The following is a 19,714-nucleotide window of genomic DNA, read 5'->3' on the forward strand; positions in this document are numbered from 1 at the left end:
GGAAGATTCTTGGGATTAGTTTTGAAGTCACCAAACATCTCGATAAATTGCGACTCGTTTATCCGATGAACCTATGGTGAGACAACTTAACATTGTTCTGATTTACCATTGCATATTGGAGGGTTGTATCCACGCTTTGATGTCCAAGTAACTGCTGTACCTGTTCAATAGGCATGCCTTTATCGATAGCCATCGTTGCTAAGGTTCGTCTAAACTTATGAGGATGGACCTTGTTTAGCTCCAGCTTCTTACCCAGTTCACGCAAGCGAATTTCTACGCCACTAATCAACAAACGATTAAACGGCTTCTGGAGCGATACAAACAGCGCATCATTATCGTCTGTGCGACTCTTCAGGTAATTTTGCAAATGGATCTTGGTTCTCGCATCAAAATATACTCGACGCTGCTTATTGCCTTTGCCAAGTACAATACATTCTCGATTCTCAAAGTCCACATCATTTCGGTTCAGTTTGACAAGTTCTCCAACGCGAATGCCGGTCGATGCCAGCATATCAATAATAGCAAGATCTCTCACGCACTCACTATGATCTCTCATCAATTCCAAAGCCTCATCCGAATAAGTCTCCTTTACCGTTTTACAGGTCTTAACCTTGTGAATTCGTCGAACAGGGCTCTTGACGATGTAATCTTCATCCTCCAGCCAAGCAAAAAAGCTTGAGAGAATGCGTCGAATATTGTCGATTGTAACCTTACTTGCTTCACTACGCTTTTGATATTCATCAAGATAGACGCGCAGATCGTCGGTCGTTACATGTTTTACCTCTTTTCCAATCGCCGTTAGCACATTGCGAATAGTCGAATCGTAATATCGGATCGTTTTTTCAGAGCAGCCTTCAACACGCTTAGCTGCAAGGAAGATCTTCAGGAAACTCTGAGTGTCATTCTCATGTTCCTGAGTCGATTCTTCAAGCATGCACTGCATCAGCGTGTTATGAAGGCGTTCTCTTTGCTCGTTATCAAGGTACGAGAGCATTCTTTGCTCGATTTTTTCTATCATTTGGTGTGTCATATTGGTTTTCTCCTTCTTACCAACATCCTACACCATGATATTTTTAGTTGTCGTCCTGTTGAATTAGGGACTTTATGAAGTTGTCTATGCGAACAATAGCTTCTTGGAGTTCAAATTTTGATTTATCGCTTTGTTCGACAAATGCAACATATCTTCTCTGTGCATCTATTGGTGGGACCGGGACTCTGAAATCTCCAATGTTTTTCAATGAAAGATTTAACTGAGCCACTCCACGCTTTAACTCCATATACTGATCTATAACATAATCAGATTTAAGAGCAGCCATAACGAATTTTCGGTCTAACACAGAACCTTTTTTAAGTCGAATTATTGCTAATGCTTGATTGATATTAGCAGGTAATATATCGCTTGAAACCACTGCGCACCTACCAATTGCGCCAGCAATAGAAAACAAAATGTCGTCTTCTTTAAGTTGGGAACGTTTCATCGCTTCGTGGCAAGTTTCGCTAATAAACATCATGCCTTCTCGATTAAAGTTTCCGTGTTCATCGATGTTTTCTATCTTTACGAAATTGACTCCATCGTCGGTGAAGTTAAATCCTATTGTTGTTGGAGTCGTTCCTTTCGTAATCAAATCACACTCTTCGGACAAGGTACACACCGGAAATTCATCTGCACCAAACATCTCGATAAATTGCGATTTCACCAGCTCATCAGTTGCAGTTATCTGCTTTTGATAAGCCTTTTTTGTGCGGTGAGCTGCCTTCAGGAGCTCAACCAAACCATCTTGCTCCGCCAATTCAGGGAGTTCGAATTCATATCCTTTCAAACTTTCCCATTTAACACGGGGAGAAAGAGAACCGGCAGAATTTCCTACTGCATAATCAAACAGAAGGTCGTTTTGAATGATAAACGGCAACAGTTCCGGATTGATCTTGCCAGGGATTGCTTCAATGACGGTAATATCTCCGGAGCAAACTCCATCAAAAGGAGCCAATGCTGCCTTTTTCAAATAGGCTCTCCGGCGGCCAAATAGCATGTGTCCCTTTTTGAAGCCTTTGGTAAAGGTGTTTTCTGTTCCAACATCCCATCGATCCAGAGTAATCTCTCCCGGTGTCAGGTGTTCAAGACCTACGATAGGGAGATCAGCCGTATCTTTTATTGTCGCTTTATATTCACGAGCGACATCACCAAGTTTTACTCGTGCCATTTTATTCTCCCTCCTTTGTCAGTAATGCGATAAGGGCGTCCGTCTGTTCTCTGGCTGTAAGGCTTTGTGATACCCAGTCATCGACGCATTCTTCGACAGACAATACAGGATCTACTTCGATTCCGCTTCGTACATAAAGTGCAATATTCAGTGAATGATCCTTTTCTGCAATCTCGTCTATTGTGACGACTTTTGCATATCCTTCCTCATCAGCATAGTTTTCGTAAGCAGACGCCATATGTGCAATGTGAGCGTCTTCCAAATAGCTTTGTGCATTCTTGCGAGTTACTTCTTTGACTGCATTGATGAAGAGGACCTTGCCGCGTTTTTCAGGTTCTTTGTATGTGCGGCAAATAACAATACATGCTTCCATCGGAGCGTTAAAGAACAGGTTCGGACCAAGGCCAATAACACAATCCACCATGTCGCTCTGAACAAGTTTCTTTCTCATTTCCTTTTCTTCGTTACGGAACAAAATGCCATGAGGGAAGAGGATTGCACATCTACCGGATCCAGGATTCATGCTTGCGAGAATATGCTGGAAGAAAGCATAGTCTGCACGGCCTTGCGGCGGAGTACCAAGGAAGTTTCTTCCATATTTATCAGATTCGAAGGCAGCCCGATCCCACTGCTTAATTGAGTACGGAGGATTAGCAAGTACCAAATCGAACTTCTGGAGCTCACCACCTTTAATAAACGCAGGAGCCTTCAGCGTATCATCGTTTACAATATGGAAATCCTGAACACCGTGAAGGAACAGGTTCATTCTACCAATAGCTGATGTCAGCTGATTGATTTCCTGACCGTATACTTTAACATTTCTCCATTCCTTGCCTTGCTTCTTCAAATAAGCAATACAAGAGATCAGCATACCAGCACTACCACAAGTCGGGTCATAAATAGACTCGCCAGACTGGGGCTTCAGGATCTCGGTCATCAAATGGACAACTGTTCTGTTGGTATAGAACTCCTGCGCAGTATGTCCGCTATCATCAGCAAACTTTTTGATAAGATATTCATACCCCTGTCCAAGTTCATCTTCCGGGCAGTTTTCGATAGAAAGAGTTCTGCTGCTAAAATGTTCAATCAAATCCTTTAACAAAGAGTCGGGCAAACGATTTTTGTTTGTCCAAGCGCCATCCCCAAATACACCATGGAGCTGATCGATGTTCGCTTTCTCAATTGCGTGGAAGGCATTGACAATAGCTGCGCCAACATTTTCAGAAACCTGTCGCACATCTTTCCAATGATAACCTTCAGGAACAACAAAGGTATGGATATCTTCTTCATCAAAGTCAACGATATCGTCGCCATACTCTTCGACGGCCTTCTGAGTTTCTTCGTCGTACACATCACAGATTCTCTTAAAGAAGAGCAGCGGGAAAATGTATTGTTTATATGCACCGGCGTCGATGCTGGTGCGGAGCAGAACTGCCGAATTCCAAAGATAAGACTTCAGTTCATCAAGTGTAATACGATTACTCATTCAGCAAGCCCTCCTTCCGAAGTAATTCAAGCAAGCTGTCTTCTGCAGCTCTCACTTCCTCAACAGCATCAAAATATCTTTGACGCACAACTGCAGGATCAACAACTTCTTGTTGCGTTTTTTCAATATAGGAATTAACCGACAGAGTGAAATCCTTGGCGGCAATTTCCTCAATAGTGACCACCTTGGCCAGATCAATGACATCCTGATAATCTGCATAGAGCTTATACGCTGCTTCTACATTCTCATCTGTCATAATATTCTGAGCTCGCTGGGCGGTATACAGGGTAGACCCATCAATTAAGATTACCTTGCCTTTACGCTCGGCAGGTTTGTTATTGTTGAGAACAAGCGTACAAGCAGATACGCCAGCACCATAGAACAAGCCTCCAACAAAAGTGATAACGGCTTCCAGTTTGTCAGACTCAATAAGTTTCTGACGGATTTCGCCTTCCTTGCCTCCATGGAACAAAACGCCTTGAGGAAGGATAACGGTACATCTACCAGTCTTAGGATCCATCGACTTTACAAGATGCTGCAGCCAGGCAAAGTCAGCATTAGAATCAGTTGGGCAACCCCAAATGTTTCTGCCATACACATCTGTTAAGAACTGGTCAGCGCCCCATTTGGACAGGCCAAACGGAGGATTAGCAATACAGCAATCAAAAGTTTTCAGTTCGCCACGGTAGATATAGTTCGGAGAACGCAAAGTATCGCCTTGCGTCACTTTGAAATCAAGTGCGCCATGGAGGTACAGGTTCATTCGCGCAATAGCAGAAGTAGCCAGGTTCTTTTCTTGACCATAGATTCTGCCGTAAGCCGCTTTTTCGTCGTTCATCTGACGAATAGCCTCGATTAACATACCGCCCGTACCGCAAGCAGGATCGTACACGGTTTCACCTGCTTTAGGTGCCAGTATCTTTACAAGGAGTTTTACAACGGATCTCGGAGTATAGAACTCACCGGCATTCTTTTTTGAAAGGTCAGCGAATTTCTTCAGCAAGAACTCATACGCATCGCCCATAACATCTGCAGAATAATTCTTGTTGCCCACCTTTAATCTGGACATATGCTCGATCAAATCTTTCAGGCGTTCATCAGACAGCTTGTTTTTATCTGTCCAGTTGGCATCATCGAAACTGGAGAATAGTCCGCTGAGGGTGTCGGGATTGGCTCGTTCAATGCCAATCATCGCATTTACAATAGCAGCACCGACATTCTCACTTTGGGTTCTTACATCCACCCAATGACATCCTTCGGGAATAATAAACTTATGAATCTCGTCCTCGTCGAAATCGGCAACATCCTCGCCGTATTCTTCATATGCAATTTGCGTTTCTTCATCATATGTATCTGATACTCTCTTAAAGAAAAGAAGAGGAATTACATATGTCTTAAACTCATCCTGGTTGATAGGACCTCTAAGAATATTGCAAGCCTCAAACAGGTGATTGAATAGCATTGTGCTGGTCGTTTTCTTCCATTCCACATCTGAAGTATCTGCACTATCAGCGCTGTTGACAGCATCCAACATGCTTTGTTCACGCTCCGAAACAGTTGTTTCTACTCTGCGTGTCTCATTAACGCTTATAGGAACATATTTCACAACACGGCTACCGTTTTCGGTTTTCTTGTTAGAGGTGAAACCAAACTTAGCTTCAAACTCATTTAGGACACTGAGCTGCAGCTCATCCAAGAAAGTCAAAGCGTGTTTTCTTATTTCAGCCGGGATTCCATAATATGCCTCAGCAATGCCGCCAGTAATAGCAGCCAGGGTATCGCTATCTCCTCCGATGGAAATAGCATTACGAATGGCATCTTCAAAGTTTTCAGACTCCAAGAAGGCCATTATTGCTTGAGGCACCGTATCCTGACAAGTTTCATTAAAGGAATAGCTATCTCGAATACCATCCAGAGTGAAATTCATAGGATAGTAGTTGTTGTTAATGTAATCTCTGATCTCTAATATGCTACTTCCGGTTCTTGCCATATAAATAGCGACTGCGGTTGCTTCAGCACCTTTGATTCCTTCAGGATGATTATGCGTTACTTCGGTTACTTTTCTGCTCAGCTCAATAGCCTCGTCCATAGAAGTTGCCGCAAAACCACATGCGCTAACACGCATAGCTGCACCGTTGCCGTAACTGCCGTAAGGCTTGGGATCATCAGAATACATCCACTGACGAAACATTCCGCCATATCCGCAGAACGGATAGGGTCTTCCGATCTTCTGCATGTATTTCACAGAGTTTTTACTCAGCGCGGAATAATCTCCATTACACTGAACGATTGCCTTGGCAACTGCCAAAGACATAATGCTATCGTCAGTTACGGAACACTTGTATGTAAGAAAGTCAAACTCTTTTGTTTTGATATTATCCCACTCAAAACGAGAGCCGACGATATCACCAATTATTGCACCTAACATATCTGTTCTTCCTCTCGTATTTAGTCGTTTTCGATTACTTCCATTAAATCACCGATATCACAGTGAAAAATCTTGCAGAGCCGGAGCATGACTTCCATCGAAACGACTCTATCCTGATTGAGTTTAGTCATTGTGTATTGCGACAGTTCTGCGGCCTTGGCAAGGTCGCTTTTTTTCATTTTGTTATCCTTCATTACTGCCCAAAGTTTATCGTATCTAACAGTCATGTCATACCTCCTAATTATGATTCTGTGTGCATCTTCGTGAAGATACAAAAAGTCATAATACAGTATAACACTTTTTCTCGCATTTTTCAACGGGTTTCGGTGAATTCCCACGAATAATCCAAAATGGTGTCGATTTTGTTCATCACCTAAAGCAAAAAAGCACCCCACACTTGGATTGGTCAACCCAAATTTGAGATGTCATTTCAAAATCATTCACGCTTCAAAAAATCCGATGCCCAGTGGAGATCGACCAGCGCATCTTTGTCGCCTACGGCAGCCAACTGTTCTGCGAAGTCTCGCTTGATTTCCTCATACATCTCTACAGGCACTTCTGCGCTCAATGGTTTATCTCCGATGAACTGCAGAATGTATTTACCGTCTGCTACCAAGAAGTACACGGCATTGATGTTTGCGTCCGGTACCTGCTTGCTGGCGTTAGAGTAATAAATCAGCTTAATAATCTCGATTACACGGTCATCAAGTTTTTGGTCGAAGATGATGGCCTTCTCGCGCAGTGCATTCTGATCAGTGACGATGCGTTTGCGGTATTCAGGCATTGGAATACCGATCTTGTTTTCTGCGTCGTTCATAGTTGCCAATGTTTCTTCTACGGAATCCTCATCCACATAATAAACCATCACTTGGTTTGTCATATCATGATAAAGCATACCGTAGTTCACATTACTTCTATGACCGCAGTTATTGCATTCGAAGTGGAACAGTGTTCCGGCCAACAGCTGTTGCTTTGCTTCTGGATCTAAATCACCATTAAGGGAATGCCAGACGATGAAGTCCTGTTCTTGTCCGCATTCGGGGCATGTAACTGTTTCTTTGCGTTCCATTGACATTGTTAATTCCTCCTTACAGTATGAAGTTGCCAGTGTCTTTGCCGTCGATGGCGAAGGCGAACAGCGTTCCTTTGTTTATTGCTGCGAAGTAACCAGTACGCTCATATTCGTAAGCGTAATTTTTCTCGATAAGTTCAAGCGTTTCCTTCAGCTGAAGCATCGCGGCAAACTCATGCTTGCAGTTATAACTGCAGAAGCAAGAGCAGATTAGCTGTCCAATCTCGCCATTGCGATATTCGAATTCAACCTCATAGCTTTCGCTACCTTCCACGATAGCATATCCCTTAGAGCCGTCGATGCTAATATATCTAACCTTGTTCTCAAGGTAGTATTCGTGACCACGCTCTGCGATCGCTGCGCTGACATTCATACCCTTGAGGTCATCCAGACGGAATGTGGTATCGTCGCTGCCGCTGACGAATTCATCATCTTCCTTTGCCGGTGCTTTGAACCATCTTACCACCTTGCTATTAGGCAGTGCTTCACGATCAAATGTTACAAAGTGGCTACCAGCCATAAAAAACTGACCATGAACGGTAGTGTCTACCACCGCGATAACACGCTTGTAGTCAGAAATCTTGATTTTGAAATTATAATTGACTTCAGTTACGCGACCAAGCATGCCTTCCAGCTTGCCGTCCACATAAACCATATCCCCACACTTCAAATCAAACATGTCGTTATAATACGCCAACGCCATTCCGCGTCCAGGGAACCTGACCTGAACAACAGATTTGCGCGGAACTGTTTGAACCTTTTGAGTAATATATGCGGCTTCGTTCTGCTTTTCTGCAGGATGCTCTGCTGCAAAACCAATCTTAAATGCCATACTAATCACCTTATCCTTCTTCTTTACACATATTGTAATACTCACAACAGACACAGCAATGGCGGCAGTTCTTACCTTGTGACAGCCACAATTTTAGTCTGTTGACAAACTCCTTAGCCATTTTCGACATTTTCCGTTTCCTCGCTTTTCTTCTTAAATGAGGATACCAAACAAATGATGATAGCGATATTCAAAAAGATAGAAATAACATCAAGGGCAATGCTTAAATATTTCACGATAACTCCTCCAATCATCCAGCGATAGCTAAGCTTTGCAGGTATGCTGCTTCTGCTTCTTCAGCCTGTTGTTTTTTGCTTAAATAGTAGCCTTTGTTATCCTCGTCCATTTCGTAGAGGATTCTCGCAACGCTAAACTTTCCATCCGGCCACTTAGTAAACTTAAAGCGTACAAACAGCTCATCACCGTTTTCGCATTTTCCAATACAAATGAACTTGTCAGAATTCTGACGAACAAAATCCACGCACTCAACATTGGATCCACAGGTAGGACAAAAGAAGTTGATAAGTTCAGGATCATTGAGCGCAGCTTCTCGTGTCGAATATGTTCTTGTAGACTGACTTCTTTCTTTTGCATGGCTTCCGTAACATTTCATCTGCTTCTGCAGAGTAGCATATTCCGCCAAGCCTTTCACCATATCTAAATGCAAGCAGATACATACCGTATTTCTTGCATCATTCAAAGCATCGTGAGCTTCCAGCGCCGGTTCGCCAATTCTCTCCATTGCATAAGAAAGAGAAACCTGTCTCTTTTCTTTGGCAATTTGGTCATCAAAGATAACCTGAATGTTGTATGTACTCGGAATCCATTCCGTGTTCAAATTATGCAGAACCATATTATCGCGAAGAATATCAATGTCATCCGGGCCCCAAGTGAGGAATGCAAATTCCTCGCCGCACCATTTTTTGAAATGCTTAAATGCTACCGGAAACGGAAAGCCGTATTGGAGTTCCTCAGTAGTAATCTTTGTTAGCTTAGATACCTTCTTGTGCATCTTGGTATAATATTTAGGAGAAACCATGATTTTGAATGTATCCAAAATGTGATAATTCTCATCCAGCTTCACCGCACCAATCTGCACGATTTCACCGTGAAGCATCAATGGCTTTTTGACCATACTTTTCATATTAAAGGGCTGATTCCATTCCATATCCAATACTATGTAATTCATACGCTACTCCTTTTTCGGTGTTTTTAGCACCTCTTTTTCTTTTCTGCCCTTACATTATCATATGTCCCATAAAACGGACTCTACAAGTATATTATAGCACCAAATCGTGAGTTTTCGACATGATTTTTGCTTCTCGACCAATAGGTGATGCTTCTATTCATCACCTAAACGACAAAAAGCACCCCACACCAGGCAGTGAAGCCCAGTGTGAGGTGCTTGCGTTTAATATGCCGGGATACCATATCCCAGGATTTCGTAGTAACCAAGAGGATAACTCTTTTGACGGCAACTATCACCAGAGTTGCCCTCAACGGTATAAACACGACCGTCTTCAACCTTCTGAACAATACCAACATGGTCAGAAAGTCCGTCCTGCGGACCGGAGGCCCCGTCAGGTGAATCCCAGTCAAAGAAGATAATCATACCAGGAGCCGGTTCAAAGCTTCCGTCAGCCCACTGGCCACGATCCTTGAACCACTGTACACCATTGACACACCCCGCAAATTTCGGAATTACACCGATGTCGATATAACCGCATTCGTTAGCACACCAGCTTACGAAGCAAGCGCACCACTCAACACGGGAACCGAAACCATACCAACTCCAGTACGGCATACCACCGACATTACCTATCTGCGATAGCGCAACAGCTACAATCTGATCGTCTTCACCGTAAACGCCATACAGAACCGCCGCCCACATACTCGCTGTTCCTTCTTCCAGCAAGGCATCTAAGTGCTCGTTCTGATCGTCATTGAAGTTGTACTGTGAAGCCATATCATCTGCAGATTTATGCGTTACAGTGATGTGTAGTGTGGTCCTGGTTTCAGTGACTTCCTCCTCCAGAATATTACCGTTACCATCATCTGTTTCTATGATAACCGTAACTTCCTCAGTGGTGGTCGAATGCGTTATCGTGTTCATTTCCCAAAAGATATCTCGTAGGATCTGCTCCTTCTCGTCTGTAATCGTAGCAACCTCCTGCGGGTTATCGGGATCTGAAGTGACCTTAACAGAATAGACTGAAAGAACTTCAGGCCACACCGCCATAGAACCGGACATCTCCAATGTGTCGTAGGTCACAGAGGATTTGATGTTATCCAGTTCGGTTTGGTATTCCTGGTTGATTTCCTGAACGACCATCTGCATTGTTCTCTCACTGCCGGTATCCTCACTTGAGAAGAAGATACCAAAGCACGCGACAATAGCCGCAATCAGACAGATAACCACAATAATAACGACGGCAACCCATCCACCTGCAGCAATAGCTGCCACCAGTGCTTTAATTGCCGCTGCAATTGCTTTCGCCGCAGCTGCAATCGCCTTGGCTGCGACCTTTGCCGCCGCAACAATGGCTTTTGCGGCAACCTTGGCAGCATGCGCCGCCGCTTTGGCCGCTTTAGCTGTTGCCTGAGCCGCTGCTTTTGAAGCCTTAGCCGTGGCCTCCGCAGTTTTAATCGCCGCCTTAGATGTCTGCTGGGCCGTCTTGACGCCTTTCTCCGCTGTCTTAATCGTACCTTTGGCAGTCTTTGCTGTGGCCTGTCCGGTAGATTTAGCCGTCTGCTTAATCGTCTTAGCGGAACGATTGGTAGATTTGATGGTTCTGCTCTGCGCTTTTCTCACGCGAGTGGAACCGCGCTCTGCTTGCTTGATAGTATCAGAAGTCTGTTTGACTCCGTCCTTAGCCTGATCTGCAGTACGCTTAGTTTCCTTATAGCGTCGGTGAGCTTCTCGACCTTTTTCGACAGTTTTCTTTGCGGCATTTTTCGCTTCGTGCCCAACTTCACGAGTTGTGTCTTCTACCGCGTATCGAATCTTATCCTCAGCATATTCGCTCGGTGATGCCTGACCGTCATCCATCAGATTCTCGGCCTGGTCTTTGGTCCTGACAAACGCACTGCGCATTCGCTCTCCGGCAACTGCAGCTTTGTCTATGACCTTGACATCCTTCACGATCTCACGAGTTTTAATGTCAGGCATAAAGCACCTCCTTTCTCGACATTATTCGACAATTTTCTTTGCGACTACAACAAACCTTCCGTTGGTGTAGGTGTACTCACAGGTAGACAGCGTAATCAGCATATCGCCGTATTCGGCAGTAATGCCGGTGTCATAAAGACTGCGCAATTTGCAATTTTCCACATACTCTGCAAACTCAAACTCGTCCATATCCGAATGCTTGTTGTATTTGAAAGTCTCGTTATTGGTGTTGTAGCGGAATGCCGCAATCACCTGATACTGCCCAGGTTCATCAACGGTATCGAAGCAGATAACCGGGTGGCTCTCAAAGAACTCCTTGCTCTTATACTGCACAAGGCCGCTGAACATAGATCCGTTTTTCATGTTGTGCCCGTAGATTACCAGGTTGTTGCTGGCGCCGACTGTGCAGGACTCATCCACATAAGGCACACCGTAATCGCTCCATGTTTTATCGAAGCTATGCTTGAGATAATAATCGGGATTATCCGGAGTCTGCATAACCGGGTAATTGACTTCGGTTCCTTCGATAAAGATCCATCCGACCATATCGCCGTTCTGCTCCTGCAGTGGTCGATATTTGTCGAAAACTGTCGTTTCCGTTTCAGCCGGTGTACTCTCAGTTTCACCCGTAGCAGATGTTCCTTCCGTTTCAGAACTCGGAAGTTCTTCCGTGTTTTTGATCTGCTCCTGCAGCTCCTCAAATGTTGAAGCGCTGCTCTTTGCGTCAGCGTACTGCCTGTAGAACATAGTTCCGGCAAAGCATCCGAACACAAGGAGCGCGACCATGATAATTACACCAATGATTTTTCTTGTCATAGCGTCCTCCTGTAGGACAGGCCTTATGTGGCCTGTCCGGAGAACTTACCCTCACCGGGACGGGTGGTCATCAAGCTATAGAGCTTGGTGTCCTTCGGGAAGCGATTGACGAACGGAACCAAAGCAGAACCGTACTTAATCAAACCGCAACCTGCATCGGCGTTGGTAATATAACTGAGCTGCTCATTGGAAATGTTCAGGAGCTTGGCAAGCTTCTCACGGTCAGAAGCAGCCTGGTTCAACATAACAACAAACTCAGAGTTAGAGAGCATGGTGCTGGCCTGAACAGAGTCAAGCAGGTATTCCACATTCTGCGTGATTGCAGTAGGATAAGCATTACGCTTACGGAACTGACGCCATGCAGAGTTAAAGAAGGACGCGGAGAACTCGTTCTCGAATACCACATGGAACTCGTCAATAAAGACATGCGTTCTCTTACCGCGTTTCCAGTTAAGGGTAACACGGTTCAAAATGGTATCCGTGATAACCAGGAGTCCGGTAGGCTTCAGCTGCGCGCCAAGCCCATGAATATCAAAGACGATTACTCTCTTATCAAGATCCACGGTGCTGTGCTGTCCGAAGATATCCAAAGAACCGGTAGTGAAGAGTTCCATAGACAGCGCGATCTGCTTCGCTTCGGGCTCAGGCTGCTGCATGAGCTTGTCTCTCAAAGTGCTGAGCGTAGGCACGATACCGCTTTGTTCAGCTTCGCGGTAGACGGCTCTCGTACAACGGTCAATGATAGATTTCTGCTGAGGACCAACGCCCTTACTGTCGATCTGTTCAATCAAAGACATGATGAACTGAGATTTGACGATAATGGGGTCATTCTCGCCGTAGCCATCAACCATATACATAGCGTTCAAGCGGTCCTTACCACCAGCAGCAACTCGAATGACGGCGCACTCGTCGCCCATAAGAGCTTCCACCATAGGTGCATATTCGCCTTCAGGGTCACAGATCAGGATCTCATCGTCACTGTTGAGAATGGTAGGCACCATGATACCCTTCGCGCAGAAGGACTTACCGGAACCGGGAACACCAAGCAGCCAGGCAGACTGGTTGAGCAGATTTGCCTTGTTGCAGAGGATCAGATTGTTGGAGATGGCGTTCTGGCCGTAGTAGACACCGCCCTTATCCATGATCTCCTGGACCTTGAACGGCATAAATACCGCAAGACTCTCAGTGGTGAGGGTTCGGAAAGCATTGATCTTACGAACGCCCACCGGGAGCACGGTATTAAGACCATCAAACTGCTGATACTTCAGCGTTGCCATCTGACACATATGCTTACGCGCCGTCGCCAGAATTGCTTCAGTATCACTGTCCAGCTGCTCCTTGGTATCTGCCGTGTGGACCATCGTAATGACCGCAAACATCATGCGCTGGTCACGGGTAGTCAGGTCATCCAGGAACTCCTTGGATTCCTTTCTCTGCTGCTCCATATCATACGGAACTACCGCAGAGAAGTTATTGTTGCTGTTCTGACGACGCTGCCAGTTGGTGATATTGGTTTCAACACCAAGCAAGCGGTTTTCTACCTCACGAACAGCCTCATCCGTAGGAATCGGAATGATGTCGATAGAGAGCATCATGTTTCTGTTCAGCTCAGTAAGCTCAGACACCATGCTGTCCTTGATATAGGAAGCATAGTCCTTGAGGTAGATTACACGAGCAAATCGCTCACCGATCTTGAGATAATCAGCATACTTCTCAACGCTGTCAGGACAGATATAGTCACGGAAGTCGTGACCTTTCTTCATCATGTCCTTTGCATTGAAGGTGAAGAAATTCTCCTCACCGGCGCGGTAGAAATCATGGAGCACACGAAGTCTCTCCGTTGCAGAAAGTTCGACACATTTCGACCCCAGTGCAGCAAAGTGCGCCTGGAGATCCGCCGCAATACGGGTGAAGTAAGCTCTTGCTTCTTCCACCGTCTTTTTGGCAATGGAAATGGTAATGAACTTTTCCTGCATAACACCTTCCGCATTTACCGCCTTGTCCAGGAGCATACGGTTATACTCCTCGCGGTACTCGTCGCGCCAATCACCTTGCATAGGCATCAGGCTGGTATCTTCGAAATCAGCCTCATTCATACGGTGATTGTAAATAGTGATCTTTGTGGTAGCGCCGCTATCCAGACTGTTGAGCAATTCAGAATAGGTCAGGAACATGTTTTCCTTATCTTCACGGGAGGCAACCATATAGTTGATATCCGTGAATTTGAAGGACTTTGCAAATTTGCCGCCGACCTTGAAAATGCCGTCAGGCCAGATACAGGTAATAGGGATAATGTCCTGAACTCTGCGAGGAACGGTGTAGCGTTCCTTGTCCTGAGTCAGGATTGTTTTAATCGTTTTCAACATGGGCTTTGTACGCCTCCTTTTCATGAGATTCCACGACGCCCTTTACAGCTTCGTAGTAGATGTTGTTGACCGGTTCTGAGCGCAGGAAACGAGGCTCAATGAGTTCAGATCTGAGCCACGCCCAAACAAACTGCTCTGCGGTCATACCGTGATAAGTGATGAAGCCCATTGCGGCAAACGGAGCCGCGCCGAGGATGCACATCCAGCTCACGGTCTCTGTTCCGACATAGGGCTTCAGGAGAAAGTACAAAAGCACCGCAACGCCCATTGCCAGGACAGAAAAAATGAACTGTCTCAGCGACAGTCCAAAAAACATAGATTCCGTATAGTTACGGATTTCTCGATTTATCTTTACTTCCATTGTTCATCCTTTCCCGACGGGCTGCAGCCTTTAGCTCTTCCTTGCAAACGCATTCGTCTGCAAGGCATTTCACTTCGCCATGACGCTTGCCGCCGTAATATAAACAGTATTTGCAATCGCAGTCGGCTACGCTATAGCCCTTCCAGCGATTTAAGATTCTCTTTGCCATTACACACCTCACAGACCCATCATTTCTCTGACAATACGGTCAGCCATCTTCACAGATCCTACCAGGATCAGCATATTGAAAATCAGCTCACCAATATAGCTCCACACCATCGACGCCGCTGCTGCTGTGGTATCCACATCGGGTGGCGAAGAGGCAAAGACAGAAAAGATGATACATGCGAGGACAATAATAGCTCCTTCCAAACAAACACCGGCATAGCTTTTCAGGAAGCTTTTGCCGACATTTTGTGTAGGCTCACCTGCAAAGCAGGAAAGAGGAATCGGAGAGATTGCCGTGTACATATAGAGCTTAAAGAAACGCCCGTACACGCTCAGGATCATAATGAATGACAAGATCCACACGAACAGACCGCCGATCAGCGTTACTGCCCATAGAGGGATCGATTCAAAGAATCCGCAATCCTCGATTGCTGTCACGATTTCCGTAGGTAGTACCGTCGTTGCAGATGAGCCAAATCCCGCAGCATTCATAATGGTGCTGATAACACCTTGTATGATGCTAAGGAATGCCAGCATGAGTTCAAGGCCATAAGTGATAACACTCTTAGCCAAGATGAAGCGAATAAATAACTTCAACGCATGCTCCGGCTTTTTCACTTCTGCGAAGGAACCGCAGGTTTTCATGACACCGATAACAAAAAAGAGCACCAACAGTGCATAACCGATAGCCTGTAGTGCTCCGTGAATATCCGTTATAACTGACCAGATCGCACCGCCCTTAAAAGTCTCGGGCGACTGCGTAATCAGGGACCATATCTCGGCCAGCTTTTCGTTCCAAACTTCCAGTGCGTTCTCTAAGTTTTGCACAACCCAGTTATCCGACATTCATGCACCTCCTTTCGGGCGGGCCCATTTAGCTGGACCCGCCCTGAATGTTTACGAATAACTTAGCCGGTGATAAGAGTCAGGATTTCCTTTGCGAAGGTGATAACAATACCACCTGCAAGAGTCAGGAAACCGTTAGAACGCTGGGAAGGATCGTGGCTCTGAAGGGAGAGACCCACCTGGACGATACCCCAGCCCAGGAGAATGAGACCAACCGCACGGATCAGACCGAAGATGAAATCACTGAGGTTGTTGACCACAGTAAGAGGGTCGTCACCGGCAGCAAAGGCCGTCATACTCATACCCATAACCAGAGTCAGTGCCAGGATTGTTACCACATAGAAACGGAAGCCCTTTTTAACCTTGCCGGGCATAGGCAGCTTATTGTTCTTCTTGTTTTCGCTCATTGCGCATTACCTCCAATTTGTGTTTAATAAGTTCTTCGAGTTCCTCCTCGCACAAGAAGAGGTACTCATCTTCATCGACGGGCTCCGCTGTAGCCTTCTTCAGCAGGTCATCATCCAGAGACAGCGAAGCTATACTTATCAGATCCTCACCGTGTCGATACGGCGCGGCTCCGCCATCCGTAGTCAGCTTCACATTGGGATGCTTCAAGATGTCATACTTAAAGTCCTCAATCGGGCGTTCACCACGAATGAATAAAAGGGCGTACTGGTTATCCAACATACGCACCTCAGCAGAATCCAGAAGCTCACGCCCACTGATCTGCCAGTTGGTTGAGTAGTTGCCATGCATACCTCGTGAACGGCCATAGGTGTTTGTGTCAATGGTCTCTTTACCGAGAAGCTTGGACACATATTCGTGAGTCGATTGCTCATTGCCGCCGAGGTAGAGGAACTCATCACAGTTACCAATGATGGACTCCCACTGTTTTTCGAACAGTGCTTTCAACTGGGCTAAGTTCTGGATGATAATGGAGACGGAAATTTCACGGCTTCGCATTGTAGCAAGCAGCTTATCGAACTCATCGGGCAAGGCGACATTCGCAAATTCATCCATCACGAAATGCACATGCACCGGAAGTCTTCCGTCGTGTACGATATCCGCCTGATAATAAAGCTGCTGAAACATCTGCGTATAAAGCATACCGACGATAAAGTTAAAGGAGCTGTCGTTGTCGGGAATAACCGCAAAGATCGCCATCTTGCGCTCTCCCAACTGACTCAGCTCCAATTCATCAGTCTGTGTAATGCTTGCCAGAGATTCCAGATTGAATTTCTCAAGGCGGGAAATCAGGGTGATCTGAATCGACTTCAGAGTCTTGCCGGAACCGGAATGGTAGCTTCGGTAATACTTCAAAGCAATGTGTTCCGGATTGCGGGACTCCAGCCGTTCAAACAGGATATCAAGGGTGGAACGATAATTCTCGTTATCCTCCTTAACCTCACCGGCGCGAATCATCTCCATGACCATCGGGAAGTTCTGTTCCTCCGGAGGAGCTTCATAGTGCAGGTAAAAAACCAACGCTAAGAGAAGCATCGTGGCCGCTTGATCCCAAAATGGGTCCTGGCTTTGTGAGCCCTTCGGCGTTGTATTCTTAAAGAGGTTTGTAACGAGTCGCTGAATATCATTGTCGTCACGCAGATATACAAACGGGTTGTAGCAGTGGCTCTTGGACATATTGATAAGGTCCACCACACGGATGTCGTAGCCTTTTGCCTTCAGCAGGTTGCCCGTATCACGCAGAAGTTCGCCTTTCGGATCGAGGCACACAAACGATGTGTTAGCGTTCATGATGTTGGGCTTCGCGAAAAAGCGGGTTTTGCCGGAACCAGATCCGCCGCAGGTTAGGATATTAAGATTTCTGCGGTGTTTTCTTCCGTCCAAACCAATGGCTACATTCTGTGTGAGCAGTTTGTTCTGCGTGGGGTTTTTATCTGCGTACTTCTTGTTGACCAGGGTCGGCATGCCCCATTTTGCCGAACCGTGCTCCTCGCGCCTTCGGTAATTACGCGCCGTGGAGAGATATATTCCGATGGCAAGTCCGTAGGCACCAACTAAAATGAGGACAGTTTTTAAGCTGTCCTCACATAGCTGGATTCGGAACGGATTGTTCATCACAGTCCCGAAATTATTGATTAAGCCCATAATGCCATCGCTCATACAGGGAGCAATCAGAAGGGCAAGCCAGGCAACAAGTACCGCGCCGCAGACATACAGAATGATATTCTGTTTGGAAAACTTATCTTGCCTCACGGTCGGCCTTTCGTTTTTCCTTTTTAGTCGGGGCGTCAATAACCTTCAAAATAAGCTCATCCACATCTTCTGTGGGCTTAGCGTCTCTTATCAGGTCATTGCGAAAGTCAGCAAGTCCGCTGACCATAAGACGCTGTTCAAAGTCGTCCAGCGTCACGACAACCTTTTCTCCACTCATCAGCGCACCTCCTTAGCAGGTTTTCGTTTCGGAGGCTGAGGCGCTTTGTGGCGCGTCTCACCGGTACGGGGACGGTCGCCTCTGCCGGTATCCGGTTTTCTCCTCTGTTCAGCACGGATCTCTTCAAGTTCACGCCTTACAGAAGGTCGGACTCTCTGAGGTGTGCGCTCAGGGGCGCCCTCGCCGGGTGCGTCTCTGCGCACGGATGAAGGCTCGGACCGACGGGACTTCGTCGTCCGGCCCGTGGTGGGGTTTTCGTTTTGACCCCTTTCTGCAGTGGGGTTCGGCTGCTCATGAACCACACCGCTAAGGAAGGCGTCTACCTTATCTTCAACGGGACCTGTGCGTTCGGGCACCGGGATATCGCCGCCAGTCTGCTCTGCAGCGCGGCCTCTCTCAATTTCTGTTTTAACAGAACCCATATCGATGGTAGCAAGGTTAAAGCGTTCGAAGATACGGTTGATTTTACTGGCGTCTTCAGCGCGGACCATAATGTCCGTGAGTCCATCCTGCGCATTGCGGTCTTTAAGAACGCAATACAGAACACCGTATTTCTTTGCTTCCTCACAGAATTTTTGCAGCTCGGAATCCTTAACAGCGAAGACCTTCAGCTCCTTGCCGCTTCTCAGCATATTGGTGAGTCGCGTCTTGCCGCGTGTCTTCTTCTGATCTCGGAGGACTGCATAAAGTAGGACAGCCAATCGCTCAGCTGCCTTACCGCTGATTTTAGCAGCGACTTCAACGCCGTTTAGGGACATCCTTACGACTTGTTCCGCCGCGTCTCCTGAATAGTTCATCAGAATTCTCCTTTCTCTCAGGCTGTTCGTTGTACAGCGTTTCAAGCTGCTCCTGGATACGGAGCGCTCGTTCTTCCACGCTGTCACATATTTTGAATGTGGTTTTGAGTTTCTTCATACGATCCGAAACGGCTGCAATCTGTTTCTTCACTTCCAGAATAGCGGCCTCATCACCGGTACGAATCACTCGTTTCAGCTTGTTTCTCAGGGCATCTCTTTCGCTTGTCAGCGCCGCAAGTTCATCGGTAGCATTACTGCGATATCGGTCGAGATCCTCATGATTCTCAATGCCGTTTGCGGCAAGGAACCTTGTCTGCTCATCCAAGCGGTCCAGCTTTCGAAGATCCTCTCGTACTGCGGCAGACACCTTCTTAACCGATGCCGGGAAGCGCACAATAATGTGCAACTCATAGCAGTAATAGTAATACAGTGCGGCAATGCCTTTTGCTTTAGTGCGTGGAGGATTCTCGCTGCGGTACCGATGATATCGGTGCTCTTCCTCTTCGGGGAAGGGTTCCTTTTCGACATAATTCTCCAAAATTCGATTACAAATCTCATCTACGGAGTAGTCGTCTCCAAGGCGGTCAAATCGACGGAACCTGTCAGCGCCTTTAGGCCGCAGTGACGGTCGCTCCAATGGCTGACCGTTCTTCCCATAGAACTTGAACTCGTATCCCCAGGATTCCATAAGATCATAGAAGTCTCGTTCCGTAACGGACACTGCAATAGCGCGGTCGATATCAGCACGGATCAAGCCACTATGCGTTGGCTTGCCGT

General features: G+C 46.3%; 20 protein-coding genes. All 20 read right to left on the reverse strand.

Features of this window, described 5'->3' with window-relative positions:
- Positions 1 to 58: 58 nt before the first annotated feature.
- Positions 59 to 1,030 (reverse strand): site-specific tyrosine recombinase/integron integrase, encoded by a 972-nt coding sequence (xerA, locus tag H6A12_RS06710; RefSeq protein WP_204446156.1) that lies wholly within the window; start codon positions 1,028 to 1,030, stop codon positions 59 to 61.
- A 43-nt stretch (positions 1,031 to 1,073) separates the two neighbouring features.
- Positions 1,074 to 2,201, reverse strand: coding sequence for a restriction endonuclease subunit S (locus H6A12_RS06715; protein WP_204446158.1), 1,128 nt, complete (start codon positions 2,199 to 2,201; stop codon positions 1,074 to 1,076).
- A 1-nt stretch (position 2,202) separates the two neighbouring features.
- Positions 2,203 to 3,687, reverse strand: coding sequence for a type I restriction-modification system subunit M (locus H6A12_RS06720; RefSeq protein ID WP_204446160.1), 1,485 nt, complete (start codon positions 3,685 to 3,687; stop codon positions 2,203 to 2,205).
- Entirely contained in the window at positions 3,680 to 6,115 is a 2,436-nt protein-coding gene (locus H6A12_RS06725; protein ID WP_204446162.1) for an N-6 DNA methylase, read from the reverse strand. The genes H6A12_RS06720 and H6A12_RS06725 overlap by 8 nt, the downstream gene beginning before the upstream one ends.
- Positions 6,116 to 6,135: 20 nt before the next feature.
- Complete coding sequence (locus tag H6A12_RS06730) at positions 6,136 to 6,342, reverse strand: helix-turn-helix domain-containing protein (RefSeq protein ID WP_204446164.1); 207 nt, start codon at positions 6,340 to 6,342, stop codon at positions 6,136 to 6,138.
- A 209-nt stretch (positions 6,343 to 6,551) separates the two neighbouring features.
- On the reverse strand, positions 6,552 to 7,190 hold the full coding sequence (locus tag H6A12_RS06735) for a CpXC domain-containing protein (RefSeq protein WP_204446166.1): 639 nt from the start codon (positions 7,188 to 7,190) through the stop codon (positions 6,552 to 6,554).
- Between the two features lie 13 nt (positions 7,191 to 7,203).
- Positions 7,204 to 8,019 (reverse strand): SWIM zinc finger family protein, encoded by an 816-nt coding sequence (locus H6A12_RS06740; RefSeq protein WP_204446168.1) that lies wholly within the window; start codon positions 8,017 to 8,019, stop codon positions 7,204 to 7,206.
- A 113-nt stretch (positions 8,020 to 8,132) separates the two neighbouring features.
- Positions 8,133 to 8,255, reverse strand: coding sequence for a hypothetical protein (locus H6A12_RS13600; RefSeq protein WP_275955293.1), 123 nt, complete (start codon positions 8,253 to 8,255; stop codon positions 8,133 to 8,135).
- A 14-nt stretch (positions 8,256 to 8,269) separates the two neighbouring features.
- A complete protein-coding gene (locus tag H6A12_RS06745; protein WP_204446170.1) occupies positions 8,270 to 9,208 on the reverse strand; it encodes a 3'-5' exonuclease in 939 nt (312 codons plus the stop codon).
- 222 nt (positions 9,209 to 9,430) lie between these two features.
- Positions 9,431 to 11,188 (reverse strand): CHAP domain-containing protein, encoded by a 1,758-nt coding sequence (locus H6A12_RS06750; protein ID WP_204446172.1) that lies wholly within the window; start codon positions 11,186 to 11,188, stop codon positions 9,431 to 9,433.
- Between the two features lie 21 nt (positions 11,189 to 11,209).
- Entirely contained in the window at positions 11,210 to 12,004 is a 795-nt protein-coding gene (gene srtB / locus H6A12_RS06755; RefSeq protein ID WP_204446174.1) for a class B sortase, read from the reverse strand.
- 23 nt (positions 12,005 to 12,027) lie between these two features.
- The gene (locus tag H6A12_RS06760; protein WP_204446176.1) at positions 12,028 to 14,370 is read right to left on the reverse strand and encodes a VirB4-like conjugal transfer ATPase, CD1110 family; all 2,343 of its coding nucleotides are present in this window, start codon (positions 14,368 to 14,370) and stop codon (positions 12,028 to 12,030) included.
- Positions 14,354 to 14,731: a PrgI family protein gene (locus tag H6A12_RS06765; RefSeq protein ID WP_204446179.1), complete on the reverse strand. Its 378-nt coding sequence runs from the start codon at positions 14,729 to 14,731 to the stop codon at positions 14,354 to 14,356. Before H6A12_RS06765 ends, H6A12_RS06760 begins: the two co-directional genes overlap by 17 nt.
- Positions 14,700 to 14,900, reverse strand: a complete 201-nt coding sequence (locus H6A12_RS06770) for a hypothetical protein (protein WP_204446181.1) — start codon at positions 14,898 to 14,900, stop codon at positions 14,700 to 14,702. Before H6A12_RS06770 ends, H6A12_RS06765 begins: the two co-directional genes overlap by 32 nt.
- An 8-nt stretch (positions 14,901 to 14,908) precedes the next feature.
- Positions 14,909 to 15,745, reverse strand: coding sequence for a hypothetical protein (locus H6A12_RS06775; protein WP_204446183.1), 837 nt, complete (start codon positions 15,743 to 15,745; stop codon positions 14,909 to 14,911).
- 62 nt (positions 15,746 to 15,807) lie between these two features.
- Positions 15,808 to 16,152 carry a glutamyl-tRNA amidotransferase gene (locus tag H6A12_RS06780; RefSeq protein WP_204446185.1) on the reverse strand — a complete coding sequence of 115 codons (345 nt, stop codon included), beginning with the start codon at positions 16,150 to 16,152 and terminating at the stop codon, positions 15,808 to 15,810.
- Entirely contained in the window at positions 16,127 to 17,962 is a 1,836-nt protein-coding gene (locus tag H6A12_RS06785) for a VirD4-like conjugal transfer protein, CD1115 family (RefSeq protein ID WP_204446187.1), read from the reverse strand. The genes H6A12_RS06780 and H6A12_RS06785 overlap by 26 nt, the downstream gene beginning before the upstream one ends.
- The gene (locus H6A12_RS06790; RefSeq protein ID WP_204446189.1) at positions 17,949 to 18,140 is read right to left on the reverse strand and encodes a hypothetical protein; all 192 of its coding nucleotides are present in this window, start codon (positions 18,138 to 18,140) and stop codon (positions 17,949 to 17,951) included. The genes H6A12_RS06785 and H6A12_RS06790 overlap by 14 nt, the downstream gene beginning before the upstream one ends.
- A complete protein-coding gene (locus H6A12_RS06795) occupies positions 18,140 to 18,937 on the reverse strand; it encodes a PcfB family protein (protein WP_204446191.1) in 798 nt (265 codons plus the stop codon). Before H6A12_RS06795 ends, H6A12_RS06790 begins: the two co-directional genes overlap by 1 nt.
- A complete protein-coding gene (locus tag H6A12_RS06800) occupies positions 18,879 to 19,574 on the reverse strand; it encodes a hypothetical protein (protein WP_243415340.1) in 696 nt (231 codons plus the stop codon). The genes H6A12_RS06795 and H6A12_RS06800 overlap by 59 nt, the downstream gene beginning before the upstream one ends.
- Positions 19,575 to 19,714 lie beyond the last annotated feature (140 nt).

This window comes from Merdimmobilis hominis, from assembly GCF_016901855.1.
GTDB lineage: Bacteria > Bacillota > Clostridia > Oscillospirales > Ruminococcaceae > Paludihabitans.

Coding starts and splice junctions, on each gene's coding strand:
- H6A12_RS06760 (WP_204446176.1), bottom strand. CDS start 14,370: ATGTTGAAAACGATTAAAACAATCCTGACTCAGGACAAGGAACGCTAC.
- H6A12_RS06790 (WP_204446189.1), bottom strand. CDS start 18,140: ATGAGTGGAGAAAAGGTTGTCGTGACGCTGGACGACTTTGAACAGCGT.
- H6A12_RS06750 (WP_204446172.1), bottom strand. CDS start 11,188: ATGCCTGACATTAAAACTCGTGAGATCGTGAAGGATGTCAAGGTCATA.
- H6A12_RS06795 (WP_204446191.1), bottom strand. CDS start 18,937: ATGAACTATTCAGGAGACGCGGCGGAACAAGTCGTAAGGATGTCCCTA.
- srtB (WP_204446174.1), bottom strand. CDS start 12,004: ATGACAAGAAAAATCATTGGTGTAATTATCATGGTCGCGCTCCTTGTG.
- H6A12_RS06725 (WP_204446162.1), bottom strand. CDS start 6,115: ATGTTAGGTGCAATAATTGGTGATATCGTCGGCTCTCGTTTTGAGTGG.
- H6A12_RS06720 (WP_204446160.1), bottom strand. CDS start 3,687: ATGAGTAATCGTATTACACTTGATGAACTGAAGTCTTATCTTTGGAAT.
- H6A12_RS06775 (WP_204446183.1), bottom strand. CDS start 15,745: ATGTCGGATAACTGGGTTGTGCAAAACTTAGAGAACGCACTGGAAGTT.
- xerA (WP_204446156.1), bottom strand. CDS start 1,030: ATGACACACCAAATGATAGAAAAAATCGAGCAAAGAATGCTCTCGTAC.
- H6A12_RS06735 (WP_204446166.1), bottom strand. CDS start 7,190: ATGTCAATGGAACGCAAAGAAACAGTTACATGCCCCGAATGCGGACAA.
- H6A12_RS06730 (WP_204446164.1), bottom strand. CDS start 6,342: ATGACTGTTAGATACGATAAACTTTGGGCAGTAATGAAGGATAACAAA.
- H6A12_RS06770 (WP_204446181.1), bottom strand. CDS start 14,900: ATGGCAAAGAGAATCTTAAATCGCTGGAAGGGCTATAGCGTAGCCGAC.
- H6A12_RS06765 (WP_204446179.1), bottom strand. CDS start 14,731: ATGGAAGTAAAGATAAATCGAGAAATCCGTAACTATACGGAATCTATG.
- H6A12_RS06780 (WP_204446185.1), bottom strand. CDS start 16,152: ATGAGCGAAAACAAGAAGAACAATAAGCTGCCTATGCCCGGCAAGGTT.
- H6A12_RS06740 (WP_204446168.1), bottom strand. CDS start 8,019: ATGGCATTTAAGATTGGTTTTGCAGCAGAGCATCCTGCAGAAAAGCAG.
- H6A12_RS06745 (WP_204446170.1), bottom strand. CDS start 9,208: ATGAATTACATAGTATTGGATATGGAATGGAATCAGCCCTTTAATATG.
- H6A12_RS06715 (WP_204446158.1), bottom strand. CDS start 2,201: ATGGCACGAGTAAAACTTGGTGATGTCGCTCGTGAATATAAAGCGACA.